Source organism: Bradyrhizobium sp. in8p8, assembly GCF_000426845.1.
GTDB lineage: Bacteria > Pseudomonadota > Alphaproteobacteria > Rhizobiales > Xanthobacteraceae > Bradyrhizobium > Bradyrhizobium japonicum_C.
The window spans coordinates 51,226-72,789 of record NZ_AUGD01000008.1 but is presented as its reverse complement, the minus strand read 5'-3'; the positions used below and the strand labels follow the sequence as shown (position 1 = coordinate 72,789).

Below are 21,564 nucleotides of genomic sequence, written 5' to 3'. Positions count from 1 at the left end.
GACTCCCATCTGGCCTTTTGGCGACGACGCAGCTTGTAGCGGACCATACCTGACATCTTGTGTCAGGTATGGTTTAAGGAACCATGCGCGCGAGCCGGATGCTGTCGATCCTCACCACTCTCCAGGCCAGGGGCCGGGTCACCGCGCCCGAACTGGCGGACGCCTTTGAAGTCTCGGTGCGCACGATCTACCGCGACATCGATGCGCTTGCCGCGTCAGGCATTCCCGTTTACGCCGACCGCGGCGCGGACGGCGGCTATCGCCTGCTCGATGGCTATCGCGTGCGGCTGAACGGCCTGTCGCAGAGCGAGGCAGGCGCGCTGTTCCTGGCGGGATTGCCGGGCCCGGCAGCAGCGCTCGGGCTCGACGCGGCGATGCTCGCAGCGCAGAACAAGCTGATGGCCGCTCTACCCGCCAATTTGCGCGAAGACGCCGGTCGGATGCAGGGGCGTTTTCACCTGGACGCACCGACCTGGTTCGGCGAGGCGGAAAACCCAAAGCACCTGCGCGCGATCGCCGGGGCCGTGCTGCGAGACACGCTGATCAAGATCCGTTATCGGAGCTGGCGCGCGGAGAAGCAGCGCCGGATCGGGCCGCTGGGCCTCGTCCTGAAGGGCGGCAGCTGGTATCTCGCCGGCGATGTCGACGGCAGCGTGCGCACCTATCGCGTCGCGCGCGTGCTCGACTGCACGGCGCTCGACGACCGCTTCGATCGTCCCGCCGGCTTCGATCTCGCCGCCTATTGGCGGGCCGCGACGCTGCGGCTCGAGGCCGAGATGCATCCCAATGTCGCGACCGTCCGGCTGTCGCCGTTCGGCGTCAAACTGCTCGACGCGCTGAGCCAGCCTTACGTCAAGGCACGCATGCAGCTTGAAGAGACTCCCGATGCAGATGGCTGGCGCATCGCACGAGTGCCGGTCGGCAAGACCTCGTGGCACGCCGCGGCCGAATTGCTCCGGCTCGGCCCCGAGGCCGAAGTGCTGGAGCCCGCCGATCTGCGCGACAAGATGGCCGAGCTGATCAAGGCCATGGGCGTGCGCTATCGCGCGGTGCAATAAGCCCGATGGCGGCGCATTTTGCCGCAGCCCAAGAAACAATCCTGAAACACGATTCTTCCCTCGCGTCGTGAACGCATTCGAGTTTCGGCTCGACCGAGATGCAGGGACACAACAACGGCCTTAGCGCCAATGGAGAATGAAGATGTTTCGTAAGCTTGCACTTGGTCTGATCGCCGCTGCTTCGCTCGGCGTTGCCGCTCTCGCCCCCACCGCCGCTTCGGCCGGCGGCTTCCATGGTCACCCCTGGGGTCATCATCACTACTGGGGTCCCGGCTTCGGGTTCGGCGGTCTCTACGTCAACACCGGCATCAGCAATTGCTACCAGGAGCGCCTGGTCCGGACCCGTCATGGCCTGCGCGTGCGCGTCGTGAATGTCTGCGCCTACGGGATCTACTGAGCACAGCTATCGGCTGGCGCAGCCCCGGTCGCTCCGCGACCGGGGCTCGTCGTCTCAGCTCGCTAGAGCAGCGGCCGTTGCGGACGCAGCCTGCTCGTCCGCAAGAGAATTGCGCTCCAATATCCATCGTTCGGCGCGCGAACGCCGTAGCGAGGGTGCGAAGTAGTAGCCCTGGGCGACGTCGCAGCCTGCCCGACGGATGATTTCAAGCGCGTGCGAGCTCTCGACCCCCTCGGCCACGACCTTCATATTGAACGCCTTCGCAAGCGCGACGGAGGCATCGACGATCTTCATCATGTCGTCATCGGCTTCGCAACCTTTGATGAAGGATTGGTCGATCTTGAGTTCGCTGAACGGCAGTCGCGCCAGGGCAGCCAGCGACGAATAGCCGGTGCCGAAATCGTCGATAGCGGTGCCGATCTTCTTCAGCCGCAGACGCACCAGAATGTCGTTGGCACGGTCGACGTCGGCCATTGCGGTGGTCTCGGTGATCTCGACCGTCAGCGAGGACGGAGGCACGCCCTCCTGGCGCAGGATCGCCTCGATCCGTTCCGGCAAGGTCAGATCCGACATCAATGAACCCGAGATATTGACGGCGATGGTGAAACCGGGATTGCGCTCGATCAGCTTGCGGCCCTGCGACATCGCCGATGAGAGTATGCAATCGGTCACCTCGCCCATGAGCCCAGCCTCTTCGGCGATCGGAATGAAGACCATGGGCGAGACCATGCCGAACTCGGCGGTACGCCAGCGCGCGAGGGCTTCCGCGCCGACGACTCTCCCGGTCTGAAGGGCGATTTTGGGCTGATACTCCACGAAGAACTCGCGCTCGGCGAGCCCACGCGCAATCCTGTCCCGCGTGATCCGAGGCGCTGGCGAGGCCGACGCCGCAGCCAGCGGCAAGCGCCGCGGCAATTCGAGTGCACAGCGCAGGCGGTTGAGATCGAGCGGCTTGGTCAGACATCCGCCGAGCGACAGCTTCAGTCCTGTGGCAACCCGGCGCGTTGCCTTCATGATGCGATCGTCGCAACCGCTGATGATCACGATCGACATCGCGCGGAGATCCCGCTCGGCGACGAACCGCAACAGCTCCACGCCGTCCCGCTCGCCGAGCGACAGGTCCAATGCCATGATGTCGAAGGCTTCGCGCGCCAGAAGCTCGATTGCAGCCTCGTATGAAGGAACAACGACGGAATCATAGCCGAGCTTCGAGCCGATCTTGCTGATCAGAACCCGCTGCACCAGATCATCGTCCACCACCAGAAGACGGCCTCTTGTCGCGCTCATCATCAAACTCCCGGTTGACGGCTTTCACGCTAGAGCGGCGGTCTCGCTTGGTTATGAATAGAAGACGGCTAAAACTTTCCCGATTGGAAGGGAATTGTTAGCGCTGTTTTTCGGCCATCTAAACAACTGATATCCTTGCGAAATTTTAGGTCGCTCTCGCCGCACGGAAAAACGGTATCGGGTTGACGCGTCCAATCCTCACGCCGTGATGAACGCGTAGTGAAGCTCCTTATCGGAAGCCGGCAAAACGCACGGGGAGAGCTTGCGCAACTAGCCGGTCTGCCGCTGCCGCCGAAACCAGGCCCAGGTTTCGCGCGTCGTTCTGATGTAGCCGCGACCACGATGGACGATCTCGCCATCGACGATCCCGTTCAGCCTCGGAAGCGCGTGAAAGGGAATCGATGGATAAGCGTGGTGCTCGACATGGTAGGGCATGTTCCACGCAAACCATTTGACGATCCCGCCGGTGTAGGTCGTGCGAGTGTTATGGAAGGCGCTGCGGGTCTGGTCGCAGCCGGTATGCTCGGCGTAGAGGTATGGCCGCAGGAAGAACTGCCCGATGATCAGCGGCACGATCCAGACCCAGAGCAGCAGCGCTGAGGAGAACCAGAATGAAAGCGCGAGCAGCAGGGCATAGAGCGCCAGATAGATTCGCGCCTCCGTCACGATTGTCGCGCGCTTGCTCTCGGGGATCCACGGCACGGTGACCTTGCCGGTGAGCGCATGGCCGAGCATCAGCTGCAGCCGGCCCGCGACCTGGAGCAGGCCGCTATAGGCCAGCGCAAGCTGCGTGTCGGACGTCGGCTTCACCCCGACGATCAGCTCGGGATCCCTGGCCGGATCCTGGGTGTAGCGGTGATGATCCCAGTGAAACAGGCAGTAATATTCGTAAGGCAGACCGATGATGAAGGCGGAGAGATGGCCGACGGCAAGATTGAGGCCGCGGCTCCTGAATGCGGTCTTGTGCGCGGTCTCGTGCACCGCCATGAACAGGAAGGCGACGACATAGCCCTGCACCACCATCAGGGGCAGAGCCCAGAGCACGCCCCAGCTCGAGGAAATCTTCCAGATCAGCGCGCCCATCAGCAAGATCACGCCGTAATGGCCTAGGCTCTGCGCCGCCCCCCTGAGGTTTGAGCGCACCGACAATTCGCGTAGCATGGCCGGCGTCAGCGGCTTGAGGCGATGACCAGTGTCTGGAACGGTTGCGTCGCTCATGCTGGATTTCCTGCTCTACCTGCTCAGAAGCTCGGCGATTTCGGCCTTGATGAAAGCCTGATCGCGCGGATTGTTGACGGGATTGCCGGCGCGATGGCCGTGCAGTGACGGGATCGGATGCAGCACCGCCGACCTCGCATTGACCAGCCGGCCGAGCTCATCCTCGTTGTCGCGGAGGTCGAAATAGCGATCGGTCGCGCCCGGCATCAGCAGCATGTGGGCCTTGATCGCCGCCAGGGCACGATCGAGATCACCCCCGAATGTCCGGCACCGGCTGACGTCACCATTCTGCCAGATGCCGATCTGCGCCAGGAGATCGTTGGCATCGCGCCGCGCAAAAGTCGCGTCCCACGCGCGGACGAGATAATCCTCCAGCGAAGTGAAGCCCGCCTCGCGCCAGAGCTCGTCGCGATAAAAGCCGTGCGACATCGCCCAGCCGGCGTAGACGCGACCCATGGCGCGATAGCCGGCGACGGGCCTTTCGGCGAAGCGTCCGTCGCGGAAGGCGGGATCGGCGGTGATTGCAGCCTTCACGCTTTCCAGGAAGACGTGATTGTAGGGCGCGCAGCGGGCGCTGCCGCAAACGATCGCGGCGCGCTCGACCATGTCGGGGTGCAGCGCCGCCCAGTGATAGGCCTGCATGCCGCCCATTGACCAGCCATAGACGAGGGCCAGCTTTGAGATGCCGAAGCTTTCCGTGAGCAACCGGTGCTGGACCGCAATGGCGTCGTGATAAGTCACCTCGGGAAAGGTCGCGGGCGTATTCGAAGGCGAAGATGACAGGCCATTGCCGAACAGGTTCGGGATGATGATGAAGTACCGCGTCGGATCGAGCACGCGATCGGGTCCGATCAGCCATTCGGTGTCGGTGTGCTGCGCGCTGAACGAGGTCGGGTAGAGGATGACGTTGTCCCTGGCGGGGCTCAGCGTGCCGTAGGTCTTGTAGGCGAGCTTCAGCGACGGAAAGACGGTCCCCGACCGGAGTGCGACGTGGCCGGCATCGAATATCTCGTAGTCCCGCTGTGCCGTCATGCATCCAACTCCCGCTCACGCAGCCCTGGAGCGCCGCACTTATAGCGATGCATCGATCATGCCGTACCTGCCGCGCCATTGCGGCAGATTCCATAACTGTACTTATAGTACACTTATTGATGCCCGGCAAGATAGATCCTGTCGGCGCCGCTCAGGCAATGGCGGCCAGATAACGTGCGACCGACGCAGCAAACGCCGCCTTGGCGCCGCCAGCGATGTTGCGGCCCCACCAGGCGCCGTAGATCCGATCGAACGCAAGCGGCTCGACGGCTGCCGCGACCCGCCGCACCGCAGCGGCATTGAGCGGCATGTAGTTCGGATAGGAGTACATGAAGCTGACGAAGCGCCGGTCCATCGTCACCTGCGCGATATCCCCGGTGAGCAGCGCGCCCTTCCCGTCGGCGCCGTGTGCATAGTGGAGCACGGTGGCGCCGGCGAAATGGCCGCCGGTGCGCAGCAGCAGCACGTCGTCGGAAATGCGATGATGGTCACCGGTCCAATGCACGATCGCGGGATGAGGTCGCGTGACGAAGGCGCGATCGTCGGCATGCAGATAGACCGGCACGCCGCCAAACGTGTCGCTCCAGTCGGCGACCGCGCCATAATAATGCGGATGCGAGATCGCGATCGCCTTCAGCCCGCCGAGTGCTGCGACATATCGGATGGCGTCGTCGGTCGCGAGCGGAATGCAATCCCACATCACGCAGCCGTCGTTTTGAGGCACCAGCAGCGCGCGCTGCCCGATCGCAAAGCTCGGCTCCATGCCTAGTCCGGTGAGGCCAAAATCATCGCGCCCCACCAGTCGGTGCTTACGCGCGAGCTCCTCGCGCGTAAGGAAGCTTTGACCGCTCCAGCCGACGAACTGTCGCTCGTCCTCGCAGATCGGACAGGTCGTCGGGGGCATCTTGCTGTTCGGAAATTGAGCGCCGCAGGTTGCGCAGGTCCAGAGTGGCATTGCGGTGATCCATCATGAGGTTGTCGGAGCAAGGCATGAAGATGCGGTCGCCCGATAGCAAGAGCAACCGGAACCAACGCGATTGGCGCAGGTTGAGTTCTGTCCCGCCGTCCCTCGGGGCACCCACAAGCCCGCCCATTGCCGCGTGATGCGAGTTCCGACCAAGTTTAGCGTGCCTATGACATCGCGCCCTTCCTCGTCCCGCATCTGGCCCCTGTTCGCGCTCAACTTCTTCATGGCCGACATGCAGTCGGGCATCGGGCCGTTCGTGGGGGTCTTTCTCCAGGAACGCGGCTGGGCGACCGGCCTGATCGGCACAGCGATGACGATCGGCAACGTTGCGGGCATGCTGGTGACGACGCCGATCGGCGGCTTCATAGATTCCAGTCGCAACAAGCGAATGTGGGTCGTCATCCCCGGCATCTGCGTGGTCTCGGCCTCTGCGATCATCCTGATCTCGCAGAATTTCTGGGCGGTGACGTTTTCGCAAGTCGCACAATCGCTCGCGAGCGCCGCGATCGTGCCGGCGGTCACCGGCATCACGCTCGGCATTGCCAAGCAGAAGGGCTTCAACGAGCTCAACGGCCGCAACCAGGCCTACAACCATGCCGGCAATATGGTCGGCGCCGCGCTGTCGGGCTACCTCGGCTACAAATTCGGCTATGTCGCCGTGTTCGCACTGGCCGCCGTCTTCGGCGCCATCGCGATCGCCTGCGTCATGATGATTCCGGCCAAGACGATCGACGACCGTGCCGCGCGTGGCAGCAAGGAGGATGATCCGGACAGCGCGCCGGACGCGTTCACGATGCTGCTCAAGCACCGGGCGCTGCTCGTACTGGCACTCTCGCTGGCGCTGTTTCACCTCGGCAACGCAGCCATCGTTCCGCTCTACGGACTTGCTGCGGTGGCGGAGGGACAGGCCAACGGTCCCAGCTTCGTCGCGACCACCGTCGTGATCGCACAGGGCGTGATGATCGTGACCTCACTGATTGCAATGAAGGCCGCGAGCAGGCGCAACTACTGGCCGATCATCCTGTTGTCCTTCATGTTCCTGCCCATCCGGGGCGTGCTCGCCTTCTTCGTCACGGGATGGTGGGGAGTCGTGCCGATGCAGGTGCTCGACGGCATCGGCACCGGACTGCAGACGGTTGCCGTTCCCGGCATGGTCGCGCGCGCGCTCAACGGCACGGGCCGCATCAATCTCGGCCAGGGCGCCGTGATCACCGTACAGGGGGTCGGCGCCAGCTTGAGCCCTGCGCTCGGCGGCTGGATCGCGCAATGGATCGGCTACGGCCCGACCTTCCTGCTGCTCGGCGGCTTCGGGCTCGCCTCCATGGCGCTATGGCTGGCGTTCGGAGCGGCGGTGAAGAAATACTGAGCTTCATCACCAGCACCGGAGTCACGGCGCAAACTGCCGATTCAAACCGATCCTGAAGGTGTGAAGCTCGATGTCGCTGGGCATCAGGCTGGTCCCGGGAATGGACAAGGAGAGCTGACGACCAAGGTTGAGATAAAGATACTCCGCCTTGAGCGACCAATGCGGCGTGAACGCCCACTCTCCGCCGCCGCCGACTGCGTACCCGATTTTGTAACCGCTTGCCGAGGCATGACCATCCAGTGCGCCCGGAAGCCCCGGCATCGGGAAATTGTTGGTCAATCTGACATGCGTGCTGTCGAGACTTGCCTTGACATGCGCCCAGGCGAGGCCGCCTGTCGCGTAGAACAGCCAGTTGTGGCTGGCGTAGCCAAGGCGGCCGCGTAGCGTACCGAGATAATCGACGTTCTGGGTCACCGTCACCGTACCGGTGTAGTTGTCGAAATCGCCGACGAGGAAAACCGGGCGCAACGCATACGAGCTCGATTCGCGTGCGCCAATCCCGGCAGCGCTGACGTCGGCTTCAACACCGGCGACAAAATGGCCGGTTTGCCAATTGTAGCCAGCCTGCAATCCACCCAGCCAACCGGACCGGTCGACGCCGAACGTAAACGGGGCCGATGCCGTCGAGGTCAGATTGTTCACCCCGGGAAACAGCGCCAGAAGCGCGCCTGGATCGACTGACGCAGCATTCCCCTCGCCAGAGCCGTATCCGGCGTGAACGCCGGCATAGAAGCCCGTCCAGCTGAAGGCGGCCGGCGGCGGCGCAGGCGGCGCCTTCAGCGCAAGATCGGCGGCGGATGCATCGGCGGCGCAAACCGCACCAAGACCAAGCGCCAGCAGAACCGGCAACAGATTGCGCACACGACGTGTCATCGAATCTTTCCTTTCCGATCGGTCGATCATTCGCTGGTCACGATAGGGGGGACGCGATGCGCGTTCGTGGCGGGGGACGAACCAGCGAATGGACTGAAATGAAAGAGAGCGACAACGACAGTGCCTGTTGCGATCCGGGCACACCCGCTGCGGCACCCGGTCGCGGTCTCACTGCGTCATCCCGAATGGCTTTTCACGCAATCCGCCGCTTTTGCCGTTGCGGCACGGCGGCTGACGATACAACCTGCCGAAACTGCCAGCATACCTGCGTTTCACGATTGATGATTCAGCCTCAACTCTCCTTTGATGGCGACCCGAACGGCCCGGTCTATGAAAGATGGCGCGAGCAGTTTTGCCGTCAGGTGGCAAACGTCGATTTCGTGCCGGTCGGGGAAGGGCGAGTTCACCGGACCATTGCGCCCGCCATTCTTCCCCGCGTCAGACTCTCGGCCTCGTTCGGTACGCCGATGTCATTTGTGTCATTGGGGACGAACGACGAATTGATCATTACGATGTCGCCTAATTCGCCGTTGAGCGGAGCCATGGGCCAACGTCCGCTGGAGATCGCGGCCGGCGACATCACCATAGGCGACCCCTCGATCAAGGGCGCCCGCGTCACCCAGATCGAGCATGGCAATTTCCAGACCGCGCTCCTGCCGCGCAAGGCGCTGTTGCGGGTGTGCCCGAACGCCGAAGACCTGATTGCGCAATCGATCCCCGGCGCGAGCCCCATCGCGTCGATGTTCCTGCGATACTATGATCTCGCGCATGCTTATGCCCGCGAGCTCGCGCCCGCGGAGCTCGATGCGGTCTCACAGCATCTGTTCGACCTGTCGGTGCTGATGATCGGAGCCCGCGGCGATGTCGCTGAGGAAGCTCGGACGCGCGGCCTCGCCGCGGCGCGCCTCGAAACCCTCAAGGCCGATATCCTGGCGCAGCTGGACAGCCCTGCGCTGTCCCTCTCCGTCCTGTCAGCAGCGCACCGTGTCAGTCCACGCACGATCCAACTGCTGTTCGAGCAAGCCGGCATCACCTATAGCGGCTTCGTGCTGGAGCAGCGGTTGCTGCGGGCCGAACGTCTGCTGCGAAACCCTGCCATGCGCACGTGCAAGATCATCGAGATCGCGCATCTTGCGGGATTTCACGACGTCTCGTACTTCCATCGCGTGTTTCGCCGGCGCTTCAGACAAACGCCTGACGATGTCAGGAAGCTCGCTGGCGACGCCGGCTAGGCGAACTCGACCACGATCTTGCCGAAGTGTCCGCCCTGCTGCATGAGACGCAGCGCGTCCGGAACGGTATCGAAGCTGAACGCCCGATCAATCACCGGCTTCGCGCTGTTGCGTCCGATCGCAGCCGTCATGGCCTCGAACATGCGCCGGCTGCCTACCGAGAGGCCGATGACGTGCAGGTTCTTGGCGAACAGGCTCGAGATCGCGATCTGCTGCGAGACGCCCGTGAGTATGCCGATCACCAGAATGGTGCCACCGACGCGCGCTGCCTCCAGTGATTGGGAGAAAGTGTCCTTGCCCCCGACCTCGACGATATGGTCGACGCCGCCGCCGGTCCACGCTGCCGCAGCTTTGCCCCATTCCGGAACCGAGCGATAGTTGATGGTGTGGTCGGCGCCGAGCGCCCTCGAACGTTCGAGCTTCTCGTCGCTCGACGACGTCACGATCACGGCTGCGCCGGCGAGCTTCGCGAACTGCAGCGCGAAAATCGAGACGCCGCCGGTGCCCTGCACCAGCACGGTGTCACCGGGCTTGACGTTTGCTTCTTCAAACAGCGCCCGCCAGGCGGTCAGCCCGGCGCAGGGCAGCGTCGCAGCTTCCTTGAACGACAGATGCGATGGAATGTGGCTGACGCCCTCGGCGTCGAGCACCATCACTTCCTGCAGAACCCCCGGCCGCGTGCCACCGAGCGCGTAACGGCGGCTGGTCGCGGAAACTCTTCCGTCGATCCAGGACTGGAAGAACATCGGGCAGACGCGATCGCCCACCGCAACGCGCGTAACGCCCTCGCCGACGGCGACCACCTCGCCCGCGCCATCCGAGAACGGGATCAGGGGCAATCTGGTGACGCCGCCCTTGCCCTGCACGGTCAGCAGGTCGCGGTAGTTGAGCGAGGCCGCCTTCATCCGCACCGCGACCTGGCCGGATCCGGGCGCAGGCTCGGGAAGATCGGCCAGCTCCATTCCTTCGATCGACCAGTCGCTCGCGATCTGCCAGGCTTTCATGGGAGGCGCTCCCTCTCAGGTGCCGAAGCTCGTCTGCACCGCCTTGTCGAGCGTCTCGCCACCCACGAAGCGCTGGCGCAGTTCGCGCTTGAGCAGCTTGCCGCTCGGATTCTTCGGCAGACTATCAACAAAGATGACCCGCTTTGGCACCTTGAAATGCGCCATCTGGGCGGCGCAATGCTTGATGACGGCGTCCTCGTCCAGCGTCTCGCCGCTCTTGACCACGACGATGGCGGTCACCGCCTCGATCCAGCGCGGATCGGGCAGGCCGACCACGGCGACCTCGGAAACCTCAGGGATGCGGTAGACCATCTCCTCGACCTCGCGGCTGGCAACGTTCTCGCCGCCGGTCTTGATCATGTCCTTGACGCGATCGACCACGGTGATGTGGCCTTCCTCATCGATGGTGGCGAGATCGCCAGAGTGAAACCAGCCGCCGGAGAACGCGGCTGCGGTCTTCACCGGATCATTGTAATAGCCCGAGAGCAGGTGCGGTGAGCGGTGCACGATCTCGCCAACCTCGCCCACCTTGACGTCCTCCATCGCGGTGTTGACCACTCGCGTCTCGACATTGAGCACCGGCTTGCCGGCCGAGCCGGCCTTGCGCAACTGGTCCTCCGGCCGCAGCACGGTCGCGAGCGGTGCGATCTCGGTCTGGCCATAGAAATTCCAGAACTTGACGTTCGGCAGGCGGCGCTGGAGCTCGAGCAGCACTTCGACCGGCATGATCGAGGCGCCGTAATAGCCCTTCTGTAACGTCGACAGGTCGCTCTTGTCGAAGTTCGGCGAGCGCAGCATCGCGATCCAGATCGTCGGCGGCGCGAAGAACGAGGTGATCTTGTGCGCCTGGATGAGGGCCAGAATATTATCGGCCGTGGGCTTGCCCGTGATGACGCCGGATGCACCGAGATAGATCTGCGGGCCCAGGAAAACGTCGAGTTGCGCGCAGTGATAGAGCGGCAGCGCATGCAGGAACTTGTCCTCAGCGTTCATGCCGCCGTCGATGATGCAGCTGACATATTGCCACATCACGGCTTCATGGGTCAGCATTGCGCCCTTGGGCAGGGATTCCGTGCCGCTGGTGTAGACGATCTGCGCGAGATCGCGGCTGTCGACCGACGCGTCCAGAAACGAGCCGTCGGGGTCGAGGAGATCGGCGAATGTGGTGAGGCCCGCAGGCGCAGCGGCCGGATCCTCGCCCGGCAGCCAGATCATCTTCTCGACGGCGCAATCCTTGGCGCTGGCCGCGCGCGCGGGCTCGACGAAATCGGGACCCGTCGCGAGCAGCTTGGCGCCGGAGCTTTTCAGGATGAAATTGATCTCGTCCGGATTGAGCATGAAGTTGATCGGCACCAGTACCGCACCGATCCGCGCCAGTGCGAAACGAAGCGCCGCGAAGGCATGCGAATTGCGCGAGAGCACGGCGACGCGGTCGCCCTTCTTGACGCCGAGGCCGAGCAGGCCGCGGCCAAGCCGGTTGCAGATTGCGTCCATTTCCGCAAAGGTCCAGCTCACATCGCCGCAGCTCACCGCGAGCTTGTTCGGCTCGCGGCCCGCCGATCGGCGCAGCAGATCGCCGATCGAATGCTCGCGCGCTTTCGAGATGGTGGCTGCGGTGTCGCCGGTCATTTCCGTCCCCTGAATCTGCAATTTGCCTGGTTACCGCCGACAGCAGTGGCTCGGCCATTGCAATCGAGAGCTTCCGATGCTTGCGCGAAACGTAGTCGGCACGATCGGCCGCGTCAATTCGGCCGGGGACGTGGCGCCGTTACGCAAGTATTGGCACTTCGCCGAGGCAATCTGGGCCCGCGCACCAACTATAATATTAGAGGAAATGCCATGTGCCGGATTATTATGCGGGCCGCGTTGGCGGCCGCACTCACAGCGGTCGCGATCAGCCCATCCTTCGCCCAGCAAGCACCGCTCAAGATCGGCGTGCTCGCCGACTTCTCGTCCGTCTATTCCGACATCGGCGGCATGGGGAATGTCGAAGCCACCAAAATGGCCATCGAGGACTTCGGCGGTCAGATGTTCGGCAAAGCGATCGAGATGGTCAGCGCCGACGTGCTCAACAAGCCCGACGTCGCCTCCACCATCGCCCGCAAGTGGTGGGAGACCGAAGGCGTGGACATGATCATCGACCTGCCGACCTCGGCGACCGCGCTCGCGGTGATGGAGCTGTCGAAGCAGTATGAGAAGATCATGATCGTGACGGATGCGGCGAGCTCCGATATCACCGGGAAATCCTGCTCGCCCTACACCGCGCACTGGACCTACGACACCTACGCCAACGCGCACACGGTCGGCAGCGCCATCGTCAAGAACGGCGGCGATACCTGGTTCTTCCTGACCGCCGACTACGTGTTCGGCCATTCGGTCGAGCGCGACACCGGCGATGTCGTGAAGGCCTCCGGGGGCAAGGTGCTGGGCAGCGTCAAGCATCCGCTCAACACCGCCGATTTCTCCTCGTTCCTGCTTCAAGCCCAGGCGTCCAAGGCCAAGATCATCGGCCTCGCGAACGGCGGCGGCGATACCATCAATGCGATCAAGCAGGCCGGCGAGTTCGGCATCGTCGCCGGGGGGCAGAACCTGGCCGCGATCGTGATGTTCATCTCCGACGTTCACAGCCTCGGGCTCAAGCTGGCGCAAGGCCTGATCGTCACGGAGGCCTATTATTGGGACCTCAACGACAAGACCCGCGCCTTCGGCAAGCGCTTCATGGAACGCGTCAAGCGCATGCCGACCATGAATCAGGCCGCCACCTACAGCGCCACGCTGCATTACCTCAAGGCAGTGCAGGCCGCCGGCACCCGCGACACCAAGACGGTGATGGCGAAGATGCGCGAGCTGCCGGTGAAGGACGCTTTCACCGAACACGGCGTGCTGCGCGAGGACGGCCGCATGGTGCACAGCATGTTCCTGTTCCAGGTCAAGAAACCGGAGGAATCGAAGGGGCCGTGGGATTACTACAAGCTGCTCGCTGAAGTTCCCGCCGACCAGGCGTTCCGGCCGCTGAAGGACGGCGGTTGCCCGCTGGTGAAGTGAGACGACCCGGCTGAGCCGGACGACCATCTGTTCAGCAATCGCTCGTCCGCTCGACAATCAGGGCGGACGAGTGGACATGATGAAGCGCAGGCCCGAAATAGAGGCAGGGCACCTCGCGCCTCGGTCTGATCTGCATCAAGCTGCGGCGCACAATTTGCTGCCATCTTGAGGGCGCCCGTTGCCGCAATCAGCGGCCGGGCGTTCGTGTTCAACAATGGGCGCCGCCGCACGGCGTTAGAACAGATGAACTTCAGACCGGGTCGCGTCGTCGCCGTGCTCGCCTTCCTGCTCGCGGCCGGCGGTTACTATTATTGGCAGCACCGCGACGCCGACGCGCTGCCACCGGGTTTCGCTCGCGGCAACGGCCGCATCGAGGCAGTCGAGATCGACATCGCCACGAAGACCCCGGGACGGATTCGCGAGATTCTGGTGAACGAAGGCGATTTCGTCACCGCCGGCCAGGTTCTGGCACGCATGGATACCGAGCAGCTGCAGGCCCAGCGCCGCCAGGCCGAGGCGCAGCTGCAACGCGCGACAATCAACGTCGAGACTGCGAAGAGCCTTGTGAACCAGCGCGAAGCCGAACGCAGGGCGGCGGAGGCCGTGGTCGATCAACGCATCGCCCAACTCGACACCACGAGCCGCAAGCTCGATCGCTCCGAGCAGTTGATCAAGTCCAATGCCGTGTCCCAGCAGGTCCTGGACGACGACCGCTCAGCAAACGCCACGGCAAAGGCGGCGCTCGCAGCTGCGCAGGCCCAGGTCGCGGCATCGGAAGCGGCGATCAGTTCCTCCCGCGCCATGGTGATCGATGCCGGCGCGGCGGTCGATGCGGCAAAGGCCGCGATCGAAAGCATCAACGCCGACCTCGACGACAGCGTGTTGAAGGCGCCGCGCGACGGCCGCGTGCAATATCGCGTGTCGCAGCCTGGCGAGGTGCTCGCCGCCGGCGGCCGCGTTCTCAACATGGTCGATCTCGGCGACGTCTATATGACATTCTTCCTGCCGACGGCCGCTGCCGGCCGCGTCGCGATCGGCGCCGAAGTCCGGCTCGTGCTCGACGCCATCCCGCAATATGTGATCCCCGCCAAGGCTACCTTCGTCGCCGACGTCGCGCAATTCACGCCGAAGACCGTCGAAACGGAGGAGGAACGCCAAAAGCTGATGTTCCGCATCAAGGCGCACATCGCCCCCGATTTGCTGCGCCAGCACATCGAGCATGTGAAGACCGGCCTGCCTGGCATGGCCTATGTGCGGCTCGACCCGGGCGCGCAATGGCCCGACAACCTCAAGATCAGGCTGACGCGATGACCACGACTGCCGCAGCCGAAGCACCGGCTGCCGCCGGCAGGGTGGTGCATCTGGACGGCGTGGGCCTGAGCTATGGCAAGAGCCGGGCGCTGGAGTCCATCACGCTCGACCTGCCGTCCGGCTGCATGGTCGGGATCATCGGCCCCGACGGCGTCGGCAAGTCAAGCCTGCTCGCCCTGATCGCGGGCGCGCGCGCGATCCAGGAGGGCCGTATCCACGTGCTTGGCGGCGACATGGCCAGCGCGCGGCATCGCCGCACCGTCTGTCCCGAGATCGCCTACATGCCGCAGGGTCTCGGCAAGAATTTGTATCCGACGCTGTCGGTGTTCGAGAACATCGACTTCTTCGGCCGCCTGTTCGGACACGGCAGGGCGGAGCGGCACAGGCGCATTGCCGGCCTGCTGCGCGATACCGGGCTCACGCCCTTCTCCGACCGGCCGGCGGAAAAACTCTCCGGCGGCATGAAGCAGAAGGTCGGCCTGTGCTGCGCCCTGATTCACGATCCCGAGCTTTTGATCCTGGACGAACCGACCACCGGAGTGGACCCGCTGTCGCGGCGCCAGTTCTGGGAATTGATCAGCGCGATCCGCAACAGCCGGCCCGGCATGAGCGTGATCGTCTCGACCGCCTACATGGAAGAGGCTGCGCAGTTTGATTTCCTGATCGCGATGAATGCCGGCCGCGTGCTGGCGACCGGCACGCCCGCCGAACTGAAGCGACAGACCGGCGCCGATACGCTCGACCAGGCCTTCATCCGTCTGCTGCCGGAAGCGGATCGCGGCAACCATAGCGACGTCGTGATTCCGCCGCGCGGCCCGGATCATGATGAGATCGCGATCGAGGCCGATCACCTCACCCGGCGCTTCAACAGCTTCGTTGCCGTCGACGACGTCAGCTTTCGCATCAGGAAGGGCGAGATCTTTGGCTTCCTCGGCTCGAACGGCTGCGGCAAGACCACGACCATGAAGATGCTGACCGGTCTCTTGCCCGTCAGCGAAGGCACCGCGCGGCTGTTCGGCAAGACCATCGATGCCGGCGACATGTCGGTGCGGCGGCGCATCGGCTACATGTCGCAGGGCTTCTCGCTCTATTCCGAGCTAACGGTCGCGCAGAACCTCGATCTGCATGCGCGCCTGTTCGAGCTGCCGGCGGACACCATCACCGCCCGCATCGACGAGATGATCGCCCGGTTCGATCTTGCCGACATCGCAGACGCCCTGCCCGATGCGTTGCCGCTTGGACTGAGGCAGCGATTGTCGCTCGCGGTCGCCATGATCCATGCGCCCGACATCCTCATCCTGGACGAGCCGACCTCCGGCGTCGATCCTGTCGCCCGCGACCGCTTTTGGCAGATCCTGGCCGAGCTCTCCCGCAAGGACAACGTCACCATCTTCGTCTCGACCCATTTCATGAACGAGGCCGAGCGTTGCGACCGGGTCTCGCTGATGCATGCCGGCAAGGTGCTGACGTCGGACTCTCCCGCAGCAATCGTGGCTGCGCACGGCACCGAGACGCTTGAGCAGGCCTTCATCGCCTGCCTGGAAGGGGCGATCGCCGATACAGCGGAGCCGGCGGGGCAGCAGGCTGCAGCCCCGCCGCCGCCCCCGCCGGCAGTCGCCGCGCCGCCCCGGCGCCGCAACGCTGCTTTCAATCCGACGCGCATGCTCGCCTATTCCCGGCGCGAGACGCTCGAGCTGCGGCGCGACCCGATCCGCGCCACGCTCGCGATCCTCGGCAGCGTGCTGCTGCTGTTCGTGCTCGGCTACGGCATCAGCATGGACGTCGAGAACCTGACTTTCGCAGTGCTCGACCGCGACGACACAGCGATCAGCCGCGACTACAGCCTGCAGATCGCGGGCTCGCGCTATTTCACCCAGAAAGCTCCGATCGCGGACTACGCCGATCTCGACCGCCGCATGCGCGCCGGCGAGATCGGCCTTGCCATCGAGTTGCCGCCGGGATTTGGCCGCGACGTCAGCCGCGGCCGCCATGTCGAGATCGGCGCCTGGGTCGACGGCGCCAACCCGACGCGGGCCGAAACGCTGCGGTCCTACGCACAGGCGATTCATGCTACGTGGCTCGCGCAGAAGGGCCGCGAACTCTATGGCGAGGCGGCGGTCGCCGGCGCCTATCAACTCCAGTTGCGCTACCGCTACAATCCTGATGTCATCAGCGTCGTCGCCATGGCACCGGGCATCATCCCGCTGCTGCTGGTCCTGATCCCGGCAGTGCTCGCCGCGCTGGCCGTGGTGCGCGAGAAGGAGCTGGGCTCCATCGTCAATTTCTACGTGACGCCGGTGACGCGGCTGGAGTTCCTGCTCGGCACGCAGCTGCCTTACATCGTGCTGGCATTCGCCAATTTCCTGCTCCTGGTCGGCTTCGCGCTCACCGTCTTCGGCGTCCCCTTCACCGGGAGCTTTTCGACCTACGCGCTCGCCGCGCTGCTCTACGTCACGGCAACCACCGGCATGGGGCTGGTGATCTCGGCCTTCATGAACAGCCAGATCGCCGCACTGTTCGGCACCGTCCTGATCACGCTGATTCCCGCCATCCAATATTCCGGCCTGATTGATCCGGTCTCGTCGCTCCAGGGCCTGGGAGCCGCGATCGGACAGCTCTATCCCACCACCTACTTCGTCACGATCTCGCGCGGCACATTCTCCAAGGGCCTCGGCTTCGACACGCTCCACAACGATCTGCTGGCGCTCGCCGTCATGGTGCCCATTCTGGTGATCGCCGGCGCAATGCTGCTGAAGAAACAGGCCCGGTGACCATGCGCTTCGACAACGTGTTTCAGCTCGGCGTCAAGGAATTGCGCGGCCTCGTGCGCGACCCCATGCTGCTCGTCCTCATCTTCTATTCCTTCACGCTCGCGATCTATGCCGGGGCCAAGGCGCTGCCGGAAACCCTGAACCGCGCCGCGATCGCCATCGTCGACGAGGACCGTTCCCCGGTTTCGAGCCGCATCGAGCTGGCATTCACGCCGCCGTACTTTTCCGAGCCGCGCCTGATCTCGCAATATGAAATGGACCGGCGGATGGACGCGGGGCTCGACACCTTTGCGCTGAACATCCCGCCGGAGTTCCAGCGCGACCTCTTGGCCCGGAAGTCGCCGGCGATTCAGCTCAACATCGACGCAACGCGGATCTCGCAGGCCTTCAACGGCGGCGGCTATATCGAGCAGATCGTCAACGCGGAGATCGCGGAGTTCCTGGCGCGGGCGCGCAATGCGCAGACCGCGCCGATCGAGCTGGCCTTGCGGGCACGCTTCAACCCGGAGCTGAAGAAATCCTGGTTCGGCGCCGTCGACGAGCTCATTACCTCGATCACCATGCTCTCGATCATCCTGACGGGCGCGGCGCTGATCCGCGAGCGCGAGCACGGCACGATCGAGCATCTGCTGGTGATGCCGGTCACGCCGCTGGAGATCATGGTCAGCAAGGTGTGGTCGATGGGGCTGGTGGTGCTGGCGGCCTCCGCGTTGTCGATCGTCTTCGTGGTGAAGGGATGGCTGGCGGTGGCGATCGACGGCTCGGTCGCGCTGTTCCTGCTCGGCGCGGCGCTGCAGCTGTTTGCGACCACCAGCATGGGCATCTTCCTCGCCACCGTCGCCGGATCGATGCCGCAGTTCGGACTGCTCCTGATGATGACCCTGCTGCCGCTGCAGACGCTCTCGGGCAGCATGACGCCGCGGGAGAGCATGCCGCAATTCGTCCAGGACATCATGCTGGCGGCGCCCAACACGCATTTCGTGATGCTGGCGCAGGCGATCCTGTTCCGCGGCGCGGGCCTGGAATCGGTGTGGCCGCAGCTCCTCGCGCTCGCCGTGATCGGCAGCGTCTTCTTCGTGATCGCGTTGCGGCGGTTCCGGGCGTTTCTGACCTAGCCGTGGCGTACGGGCCAGAGATGATCAGCCCTGTCGAAAAGGGGCGAAAAACAACCCCATGCACAGTAGCGATCCCGTTGTTTTGGCTGCGGGATTTGTCAGAGCCGTCGGGCAAGCGAGCAGGCATCGCTCCTCCAGCCCCGCGTGCTGTCCCCAAAACAAACGTGCTGTCCCCAAAACAAAAATGGCCCGCATCAAGCGGGCCATTTTCGTCTCGGATCCGGTAAAATCCGAATTTGGTTGCGGGGACCTGCAACCATCTCAAATTGCTGCTCCAGACAGTGGCGTAAGGGACGCTAAGATTTTCTTTGATACCGGTAGCGAACCAGCGAACCAGTCTCATTTCAAGCGACAGAAGCGACGACCTGCTGGTTACGGTTCCAGCGCTTATGGCGGCGTTTCAAAGGCTTGGCTGCAAATTCCGAAGATCGAGCCCGTACTGGTCACTGTAGAGGTCCGAAGGCTCCTGCTTGATCTGCCGCCTTGCAACAATGTCTCGCCGGTTGGCCCCTGGTGGGTGCAGTTCGGACCACAACTCGGAGATGCTTTCCGCAGTTGCCCCGAAAACGCTTGCCCCGCTGGCTCGTGGATCCTTCGGAAGGTGGTTCGGACGGCGTCTCCTTTATCGGTAGTGCTGCTGCAGACGCGTTTTCGACGCCACTAAAGCAGCATGAAACCGGGAGTTGTCCACTTGAAGTATCCATCTGCGGTCTTGCGGCCGAAGGCCGTCGTCGAACCACAGATCGGAGGCTCACTAACGCGGGGAAAGCGGCTGAGCCGCAGCGATGCACTTTCAGAAGGAATGCCTGCGCGGGAAGTGCCAGTCGGAATCGAAAACAATTCCGAGCTATCGCTTTTCTGCCGGAACTGCATCCACAGCGCCCTTCGTAATATCGATATTGACGCTAGTCCGCCTGAACTCACGATGCAAATTTCCGGTGAACCAACACAAACACATTCTTATATCGCTAATGAACGACCAAATCGGGTATTTCCAGGTGGCCGGACGATTATTCTCGATCACGAAGTGCGCGACCCAAGCTGGACCATAGAAGAAGAGAAATGCCAGCAGCACGAACCACGCGATGCCGGTATAAGCTGCTGCAATAAGGCAAGCGAAGAACATCGACGTACCGAGGTAATGCCAGTATCGCGTGCTGGGCTGGCTATGCTGCGATAAATAGTATGGCCAGAATTCCTTATAACTTTTGATCAGCGCCATTGCCTAGGTTCTCCTCTAAAGATCAGACGTTCCGCAGCGCTGTGCTAACAAGTACCCAAGCACGCGTACGATGCTATCGCGACCACATGACGGAGATGTGACGCCGAACACCCGCATTCAGGCGCAAAGCGGAGTGAGGGCCATCACCCAATTCGACGCAGAGTTCGACACGGTCAGGACGAAGAGCTATGGGGTGTCGAGCAAGCCGTGCTCATCGTCGAGCGATGGATGTTGGGGCGCTTGCGGCATCGAATCTTTTACAGCCTTTTGGAAGTCAACGCGGCGATCACCGATCTGATGACGCATCTCAACGAAGCGCGCCCGATCCGCCGGTCGGCAACTGCTGGAAGAGGTTGATCACCCCGCGCTAAAGGTCCTGCCGGCCGAACCTTCGTGCCGCAGCTACGTGTTCTGGCGTCGGGTGCCGCGATGCAGTCATGCACTGTGGTTGGTCCACAGATTTGTTAACATAATTAAGGCCGCTACTCTCTCATCGGATTGACTCTCTGCGGATCATGAACCCAACGGGATCTTGATCGCAAGCTCGACCCGATCGGCGCGGAAACGCGTCACGGCGTACTCGACTGGTTTGCCGCCGGCAGCATCGACATTGACACTCTTAACCCTCAGCACCCAATGCTGAGGGGAAATGGCAAGCAGCGCGGCGTCGTTCGCCTCCACCGTCACGGTCGTGACTAGGCTCAGCACACGCTTTAGCTTCTTGGCCGTCTTGCGCGCGATCAGTGTGTGCAGCGAGCCGCCGTTGTACGCCTCGAACACCGCAGTGCCGATCGACCAGGGTAGAAAGTGTGAGATGACGCAGAACGGCCCGCCGTCGACGAGGCGCAAGGTCTCGATCGCGAAGACCTTCTCCCCATCGCGCAGGTTGAGGCGCTTAGCCACCCCTCCGCGGGCTTCGACAATCACCTTCCGAATGAGCTGACTTTCCGTGCTGTGCCCGGCTTTCACTAGGTTCTCAGTGAAGCGCGATGCGGCATCGACTAGATAATTCACGGGCTTGGCCACCACGAAAGTACCGGCTCCGTGCCGGCGGACGACGAGCCCCCGCCCCTCGAGCGTGTCGATGGCATGGCGCAAGGTGTGGCGATTGACGCCAAATCGCTCGGCCAGTTCGTGCTCGCCCGGCAGCCGCTGTCCCACTTCGTAGCGCCTGCGGATCTCTCGGTCGAACTCGTCGGCAATCTGGAGGTAGCGGGCGATCCCTGTCTCGGAGGTGATAGTACGGGTGACCATTTCGAGCGATTGTTCCCTTAGCAGGCCACCGACCTTACGCAGGTGGGCCGAGAGCAGGCTTGCGCCGTTCGTCCGCCTTGCTGACGGCGACGGGCTTTTCTAGCATTGAGTCGCGCCTCATGCGATGAGCCTTGCCGGAATTCGGGCTAATATCTTGTCGAAAAGTTTGACGGTGGCGAAGATGACGAAGATTGTACCGGACCTTGGTATGCTGGCCGATACCGCAAGCACCGAAAAGACCGATGACGGTCGCCATTCGCACATTGCGGTCGAGGCCGTAAAGCTTATCGACGATATAGGCAGGATCAACGGGGGGCCGGCAAGGCGCAAAACGCGAATTTTTGGGGCGCCGAGAGGCCGCAGTGTTTCCCGAAATTTCTTCTCGGCCACCTTAATGTCCTCTGCATAGAAT

At 63.3% G+C, this 21,564-nt stretch carries 18 protein-coding genes and 1 pseudogene; 10 read left to right on the top strand and 9 right to left on the bottom strand.

The window, feature by feature from the left end; genetic code table 11:
- Window positions 1-83: 83 nt before the first annotated feature.
- Window positions 84-1,058, top strand: coding sequence for a helix-turn-helix transcriptional regulator (locus K408_RS0120475; protein ID WP_028145947.1), 975 nt, complete (start codon window positions 84-86; stop codon window positions 1,056-1,058).
- Window positions 1,059-1,200: 142 nt separating this feature from the next.
- Window positions 1,201-1,455, top strand: a complete 255-nt coding sequence (locus K408_RS0120470) for a hypothetical protein (RefSeq protein ID WP_024340618.1) — start codon at window positions 1,201-1,203, stop codon at window positions 1,453-1,455.
- Window positions 1,456-1,509: 54 nt separating this feature from the next.
- Here K408_RS0120470 and K408_RS38370 read toward each other — a convergent pair whose 3' ends face one another.
- The 4 genes from K408_RS38370 to K408_RS0120450 all read right to left on the bottom strand — a co-directional run bounded on the left by K408_RS38370 (window position 1,510) and on the right by K408_RS0120450 (window position 5,947).
- Window positions 1,510-2,742, bottom strand: a complete 1,233-nt coding sequence (locus tag K408_RS38370) for an EAL domain-containing response regulator (protein ID WP_162250062.1) — start codon at window positions 2,740-2,742, stop codon at window positions 1,510-1,512.
- Window positions 2,743-3,012: 270 nt separating this feature from the next.
- Entirely contained in the window at window positions 3,013-3,960 is a 948-nt protein-coding gene (locus K408_RS0120460; RefSeq protein WP_024340620.1) for a fatty acid desaturase, read from the bottom strand.
- Between the two features lie 15 nt (window positions 3,961-3,975).
- On the bottom strand, window positions 3,976-4,992 hold the full coding sequence (locus K408_RS0120455; protein ID WP_024340621.1) for an alpha/beta fold hydrolase: 1,017 nt from the start codon (window positions 4,990-4,992) through the stop codon (window positions 3,976-3,978).
- 151 nt (window positions 4,993-5,143) lie between these two features.
- Entirely contained in the window at window positions 5,144-5,947 is an 804-nt protein-coding gene (locus tag K408_RS0120450; protein WP_024340622.1) for an MBL fold metallo-hydrolase, read from the bottom strand.
- Between the two features lie 178 nt (window positions 5,948-6,125).
- Between K408_RS0120450 and K408_RS0120445 the strand changes: the two genes are divergently transcribed.
- Window positions 6,126-7,325 carry an MFS transporter gene (locus tag K408_RS0120445; RefSeq protein ID WP_024340623.1) on the top strand — a complete coding sequence of 400 codons (1,200 nt, stop codon included), beginning with the start codon at window positions 6,126-6,128 and terminating at the stop codon, window positions 7,323-7,325.
- 21 nt (window positions 7,326-7,346) lie between these two features.
- Here the strand turns inward: K408_RS0120445 and K408_RS38365 are convergent, their stop codons facing one another.
- The gene (locus tag K408_RS38365) at window positions 7,347-8,354 is read right to left on the bottom strand and encodes an outer membrane protein (RefSeq protein ID WP_155248551.1); all 1,008 of its coding nucleotides are present in this window, start codon (window positions 8,352-8,354) and stop codon (window positions 7,347-7,349) included.
- A 386-nt stretch (window positions 8,355-8,740) separates the two neighbouring features.
- On the opposite strand from K408_RS38365, the gene K408_RS0120435 reads away from it, so the two are divergent.
- Window positions 8,741-9,430 (top strand): helix-turn-helix domain-containing protein, encoded by a 690-nt coding sequence (locus tag K408_RS0120435; protein ID WP_230646621.1) that lies wholly within the window; start codon window positions 8,741-8,743, stop codon window positions 9,428-9,430.
- Here the strand turns inward: K408_RS0120435 and K408_RS0120430 are convergent.
- Complete coding sequence (locus tag K408_RS0120430) at window positions 9,427-10,434, bottom strand: zinc-dependent alcohol dehydrogenase family protein (RefSeq protein WP_024340626.1); 1,008 nt, start codon at window positions 10,432-10,434, stop codon at window positions 9,427-9,429. The two genes, K408_RS0120435 and K408_RS0120430, sit on opposite strands and share 4 nt — an antisense overlap.
- Before the next feature lie 15 nt (window positions 10,435-10,449).
- Window positions 10,450-12,063 (bottom strand): acyl-CoA synthetase, encoded by a 1,614-nt coding sequence (locus tag K408_RS0120425; RefSeq protein ID WP_024340627.1) that lies wholly within the window; start codon window positions 12,061-12,063, stop codon window positions 10,450-10,452.
- Between the two features lie 225 nt (window positions 12,064-12,288).
- On the opposite strand from K408_RS0120425, the gene K408_RS0120420 reads away from it, so the two are divergent.
- The 4 genes from K408_RS0120420 to K408_RS0120405 all read left to right on the top strand — a co-directional run bounded on the left by K408_RS0120420 (window position 12,289) and on the right by K408_RS0120405 (window position 18,676).
- Complete coding sequence (locus K408_RS0120420; protein WP_162250063.1) at window positions 12,289-13,479, top strand: ABC transporter substrate-binding protein; 1,191 nt, start codon at window positions 12,289-12,291, stop codon at window positions 13,477-13,479.
- A 243-nt stretch (window positions 13,480-13,722) separates the two neighbouring features.
- Window positions 13,723-14,790, top strand: a complete 1,068-nt coding sequence (locus K408_RS0120415) for an HlyD family secretion protein (RefSeq protein WP_024340629.1) — start codon at window positions 13,723-13,725, stop codon at window positions 14,788-14,790.
- On the top strand, window positions 14,787-17,561 hold the full coding sequence (gene rbbA / locus K408_RS0120410; RefSeq protein WP_024340630.1) for a ribosome-associated ATPase/putative transporter RbbA: 2,775 nt from the start codon (window positions 14,787-14,789) through the stop codon (window positions 17,559-17,561). Before K408_RS0120415 ends, rbbA begins: the two co-directional genes overlap by 4 nt.
- 2 nt (window positions 17,562-17,563) lie before the next feature.
- Window positions 17,564-18,676 (top strand): ABC transporter permease, encoded by a 1,113-nt coding sequence (locus K408_RS0120405; RefSeq protein WP_028145946.1) that lies wholly within the window; start codon window positions 17,564-17,566, stop codon window positions 18,674-18,676.
- A gap of 847 nt (window positions 18,677-19,523) precedes the next feature.
- Here K408_RS0120405 and K408_RS38360 read toward each other — a convergent pair.
- Window positions 19,524-19,898: an Mpo1-like protein gene (locus tag K408_RS38360; protein WP_024340631.1), complete on the bottom strand. Its 375-nt coding sequence runs from the start codon at window positions 19,896-19,898 to the stop codon at window positions 19,524-19,526.
- A 195-nt stretch (window positions 19,899-20,093) separates the two neighbouring features.
- Between K408_RS38360 and K408_RS41170 the strand changes: the two are divergent.
- Window positions 20,094-20,316: pseudogene (locus K408_RS41170) on the top strand (IS21 family transposase); the annotation flags it as partial.
- Window positions 20,317-20,411: 95 nt separating this feature from the next.
- Here the strand turns inward: K408_RS41170 and phnF are convergent.
- On the bottom strand, window positions 20,412-21,152 hold the full coding sequence (gene phnF, locus K408_RS0120395; protein WP_024340632.1) for a phosphonate metabolism transcriptional regulator PhnF: 741 nt from the start codon (window positions 21,150-21,152) through the stop codon (window positions 20,412-20,414).
- Between the two features lie 181 nt (window positions 21,153-21,333).
- Here phnF and K408_RS43470 point away from each other — a divergent pair, with 181 nt between their 5' ends.
- Window positions 21,334-21,561, top strand: coding sequence for a hypothetical protein (locus K408_RS43470; RefSeq protein WP_155248552.1), 228 nt, complete (start codon window positions 21,334-21,336; stop codon window positions 21,559-21,561).
- Window positions 21,562-21,564 lie beyond the last annotated feature (3 nt).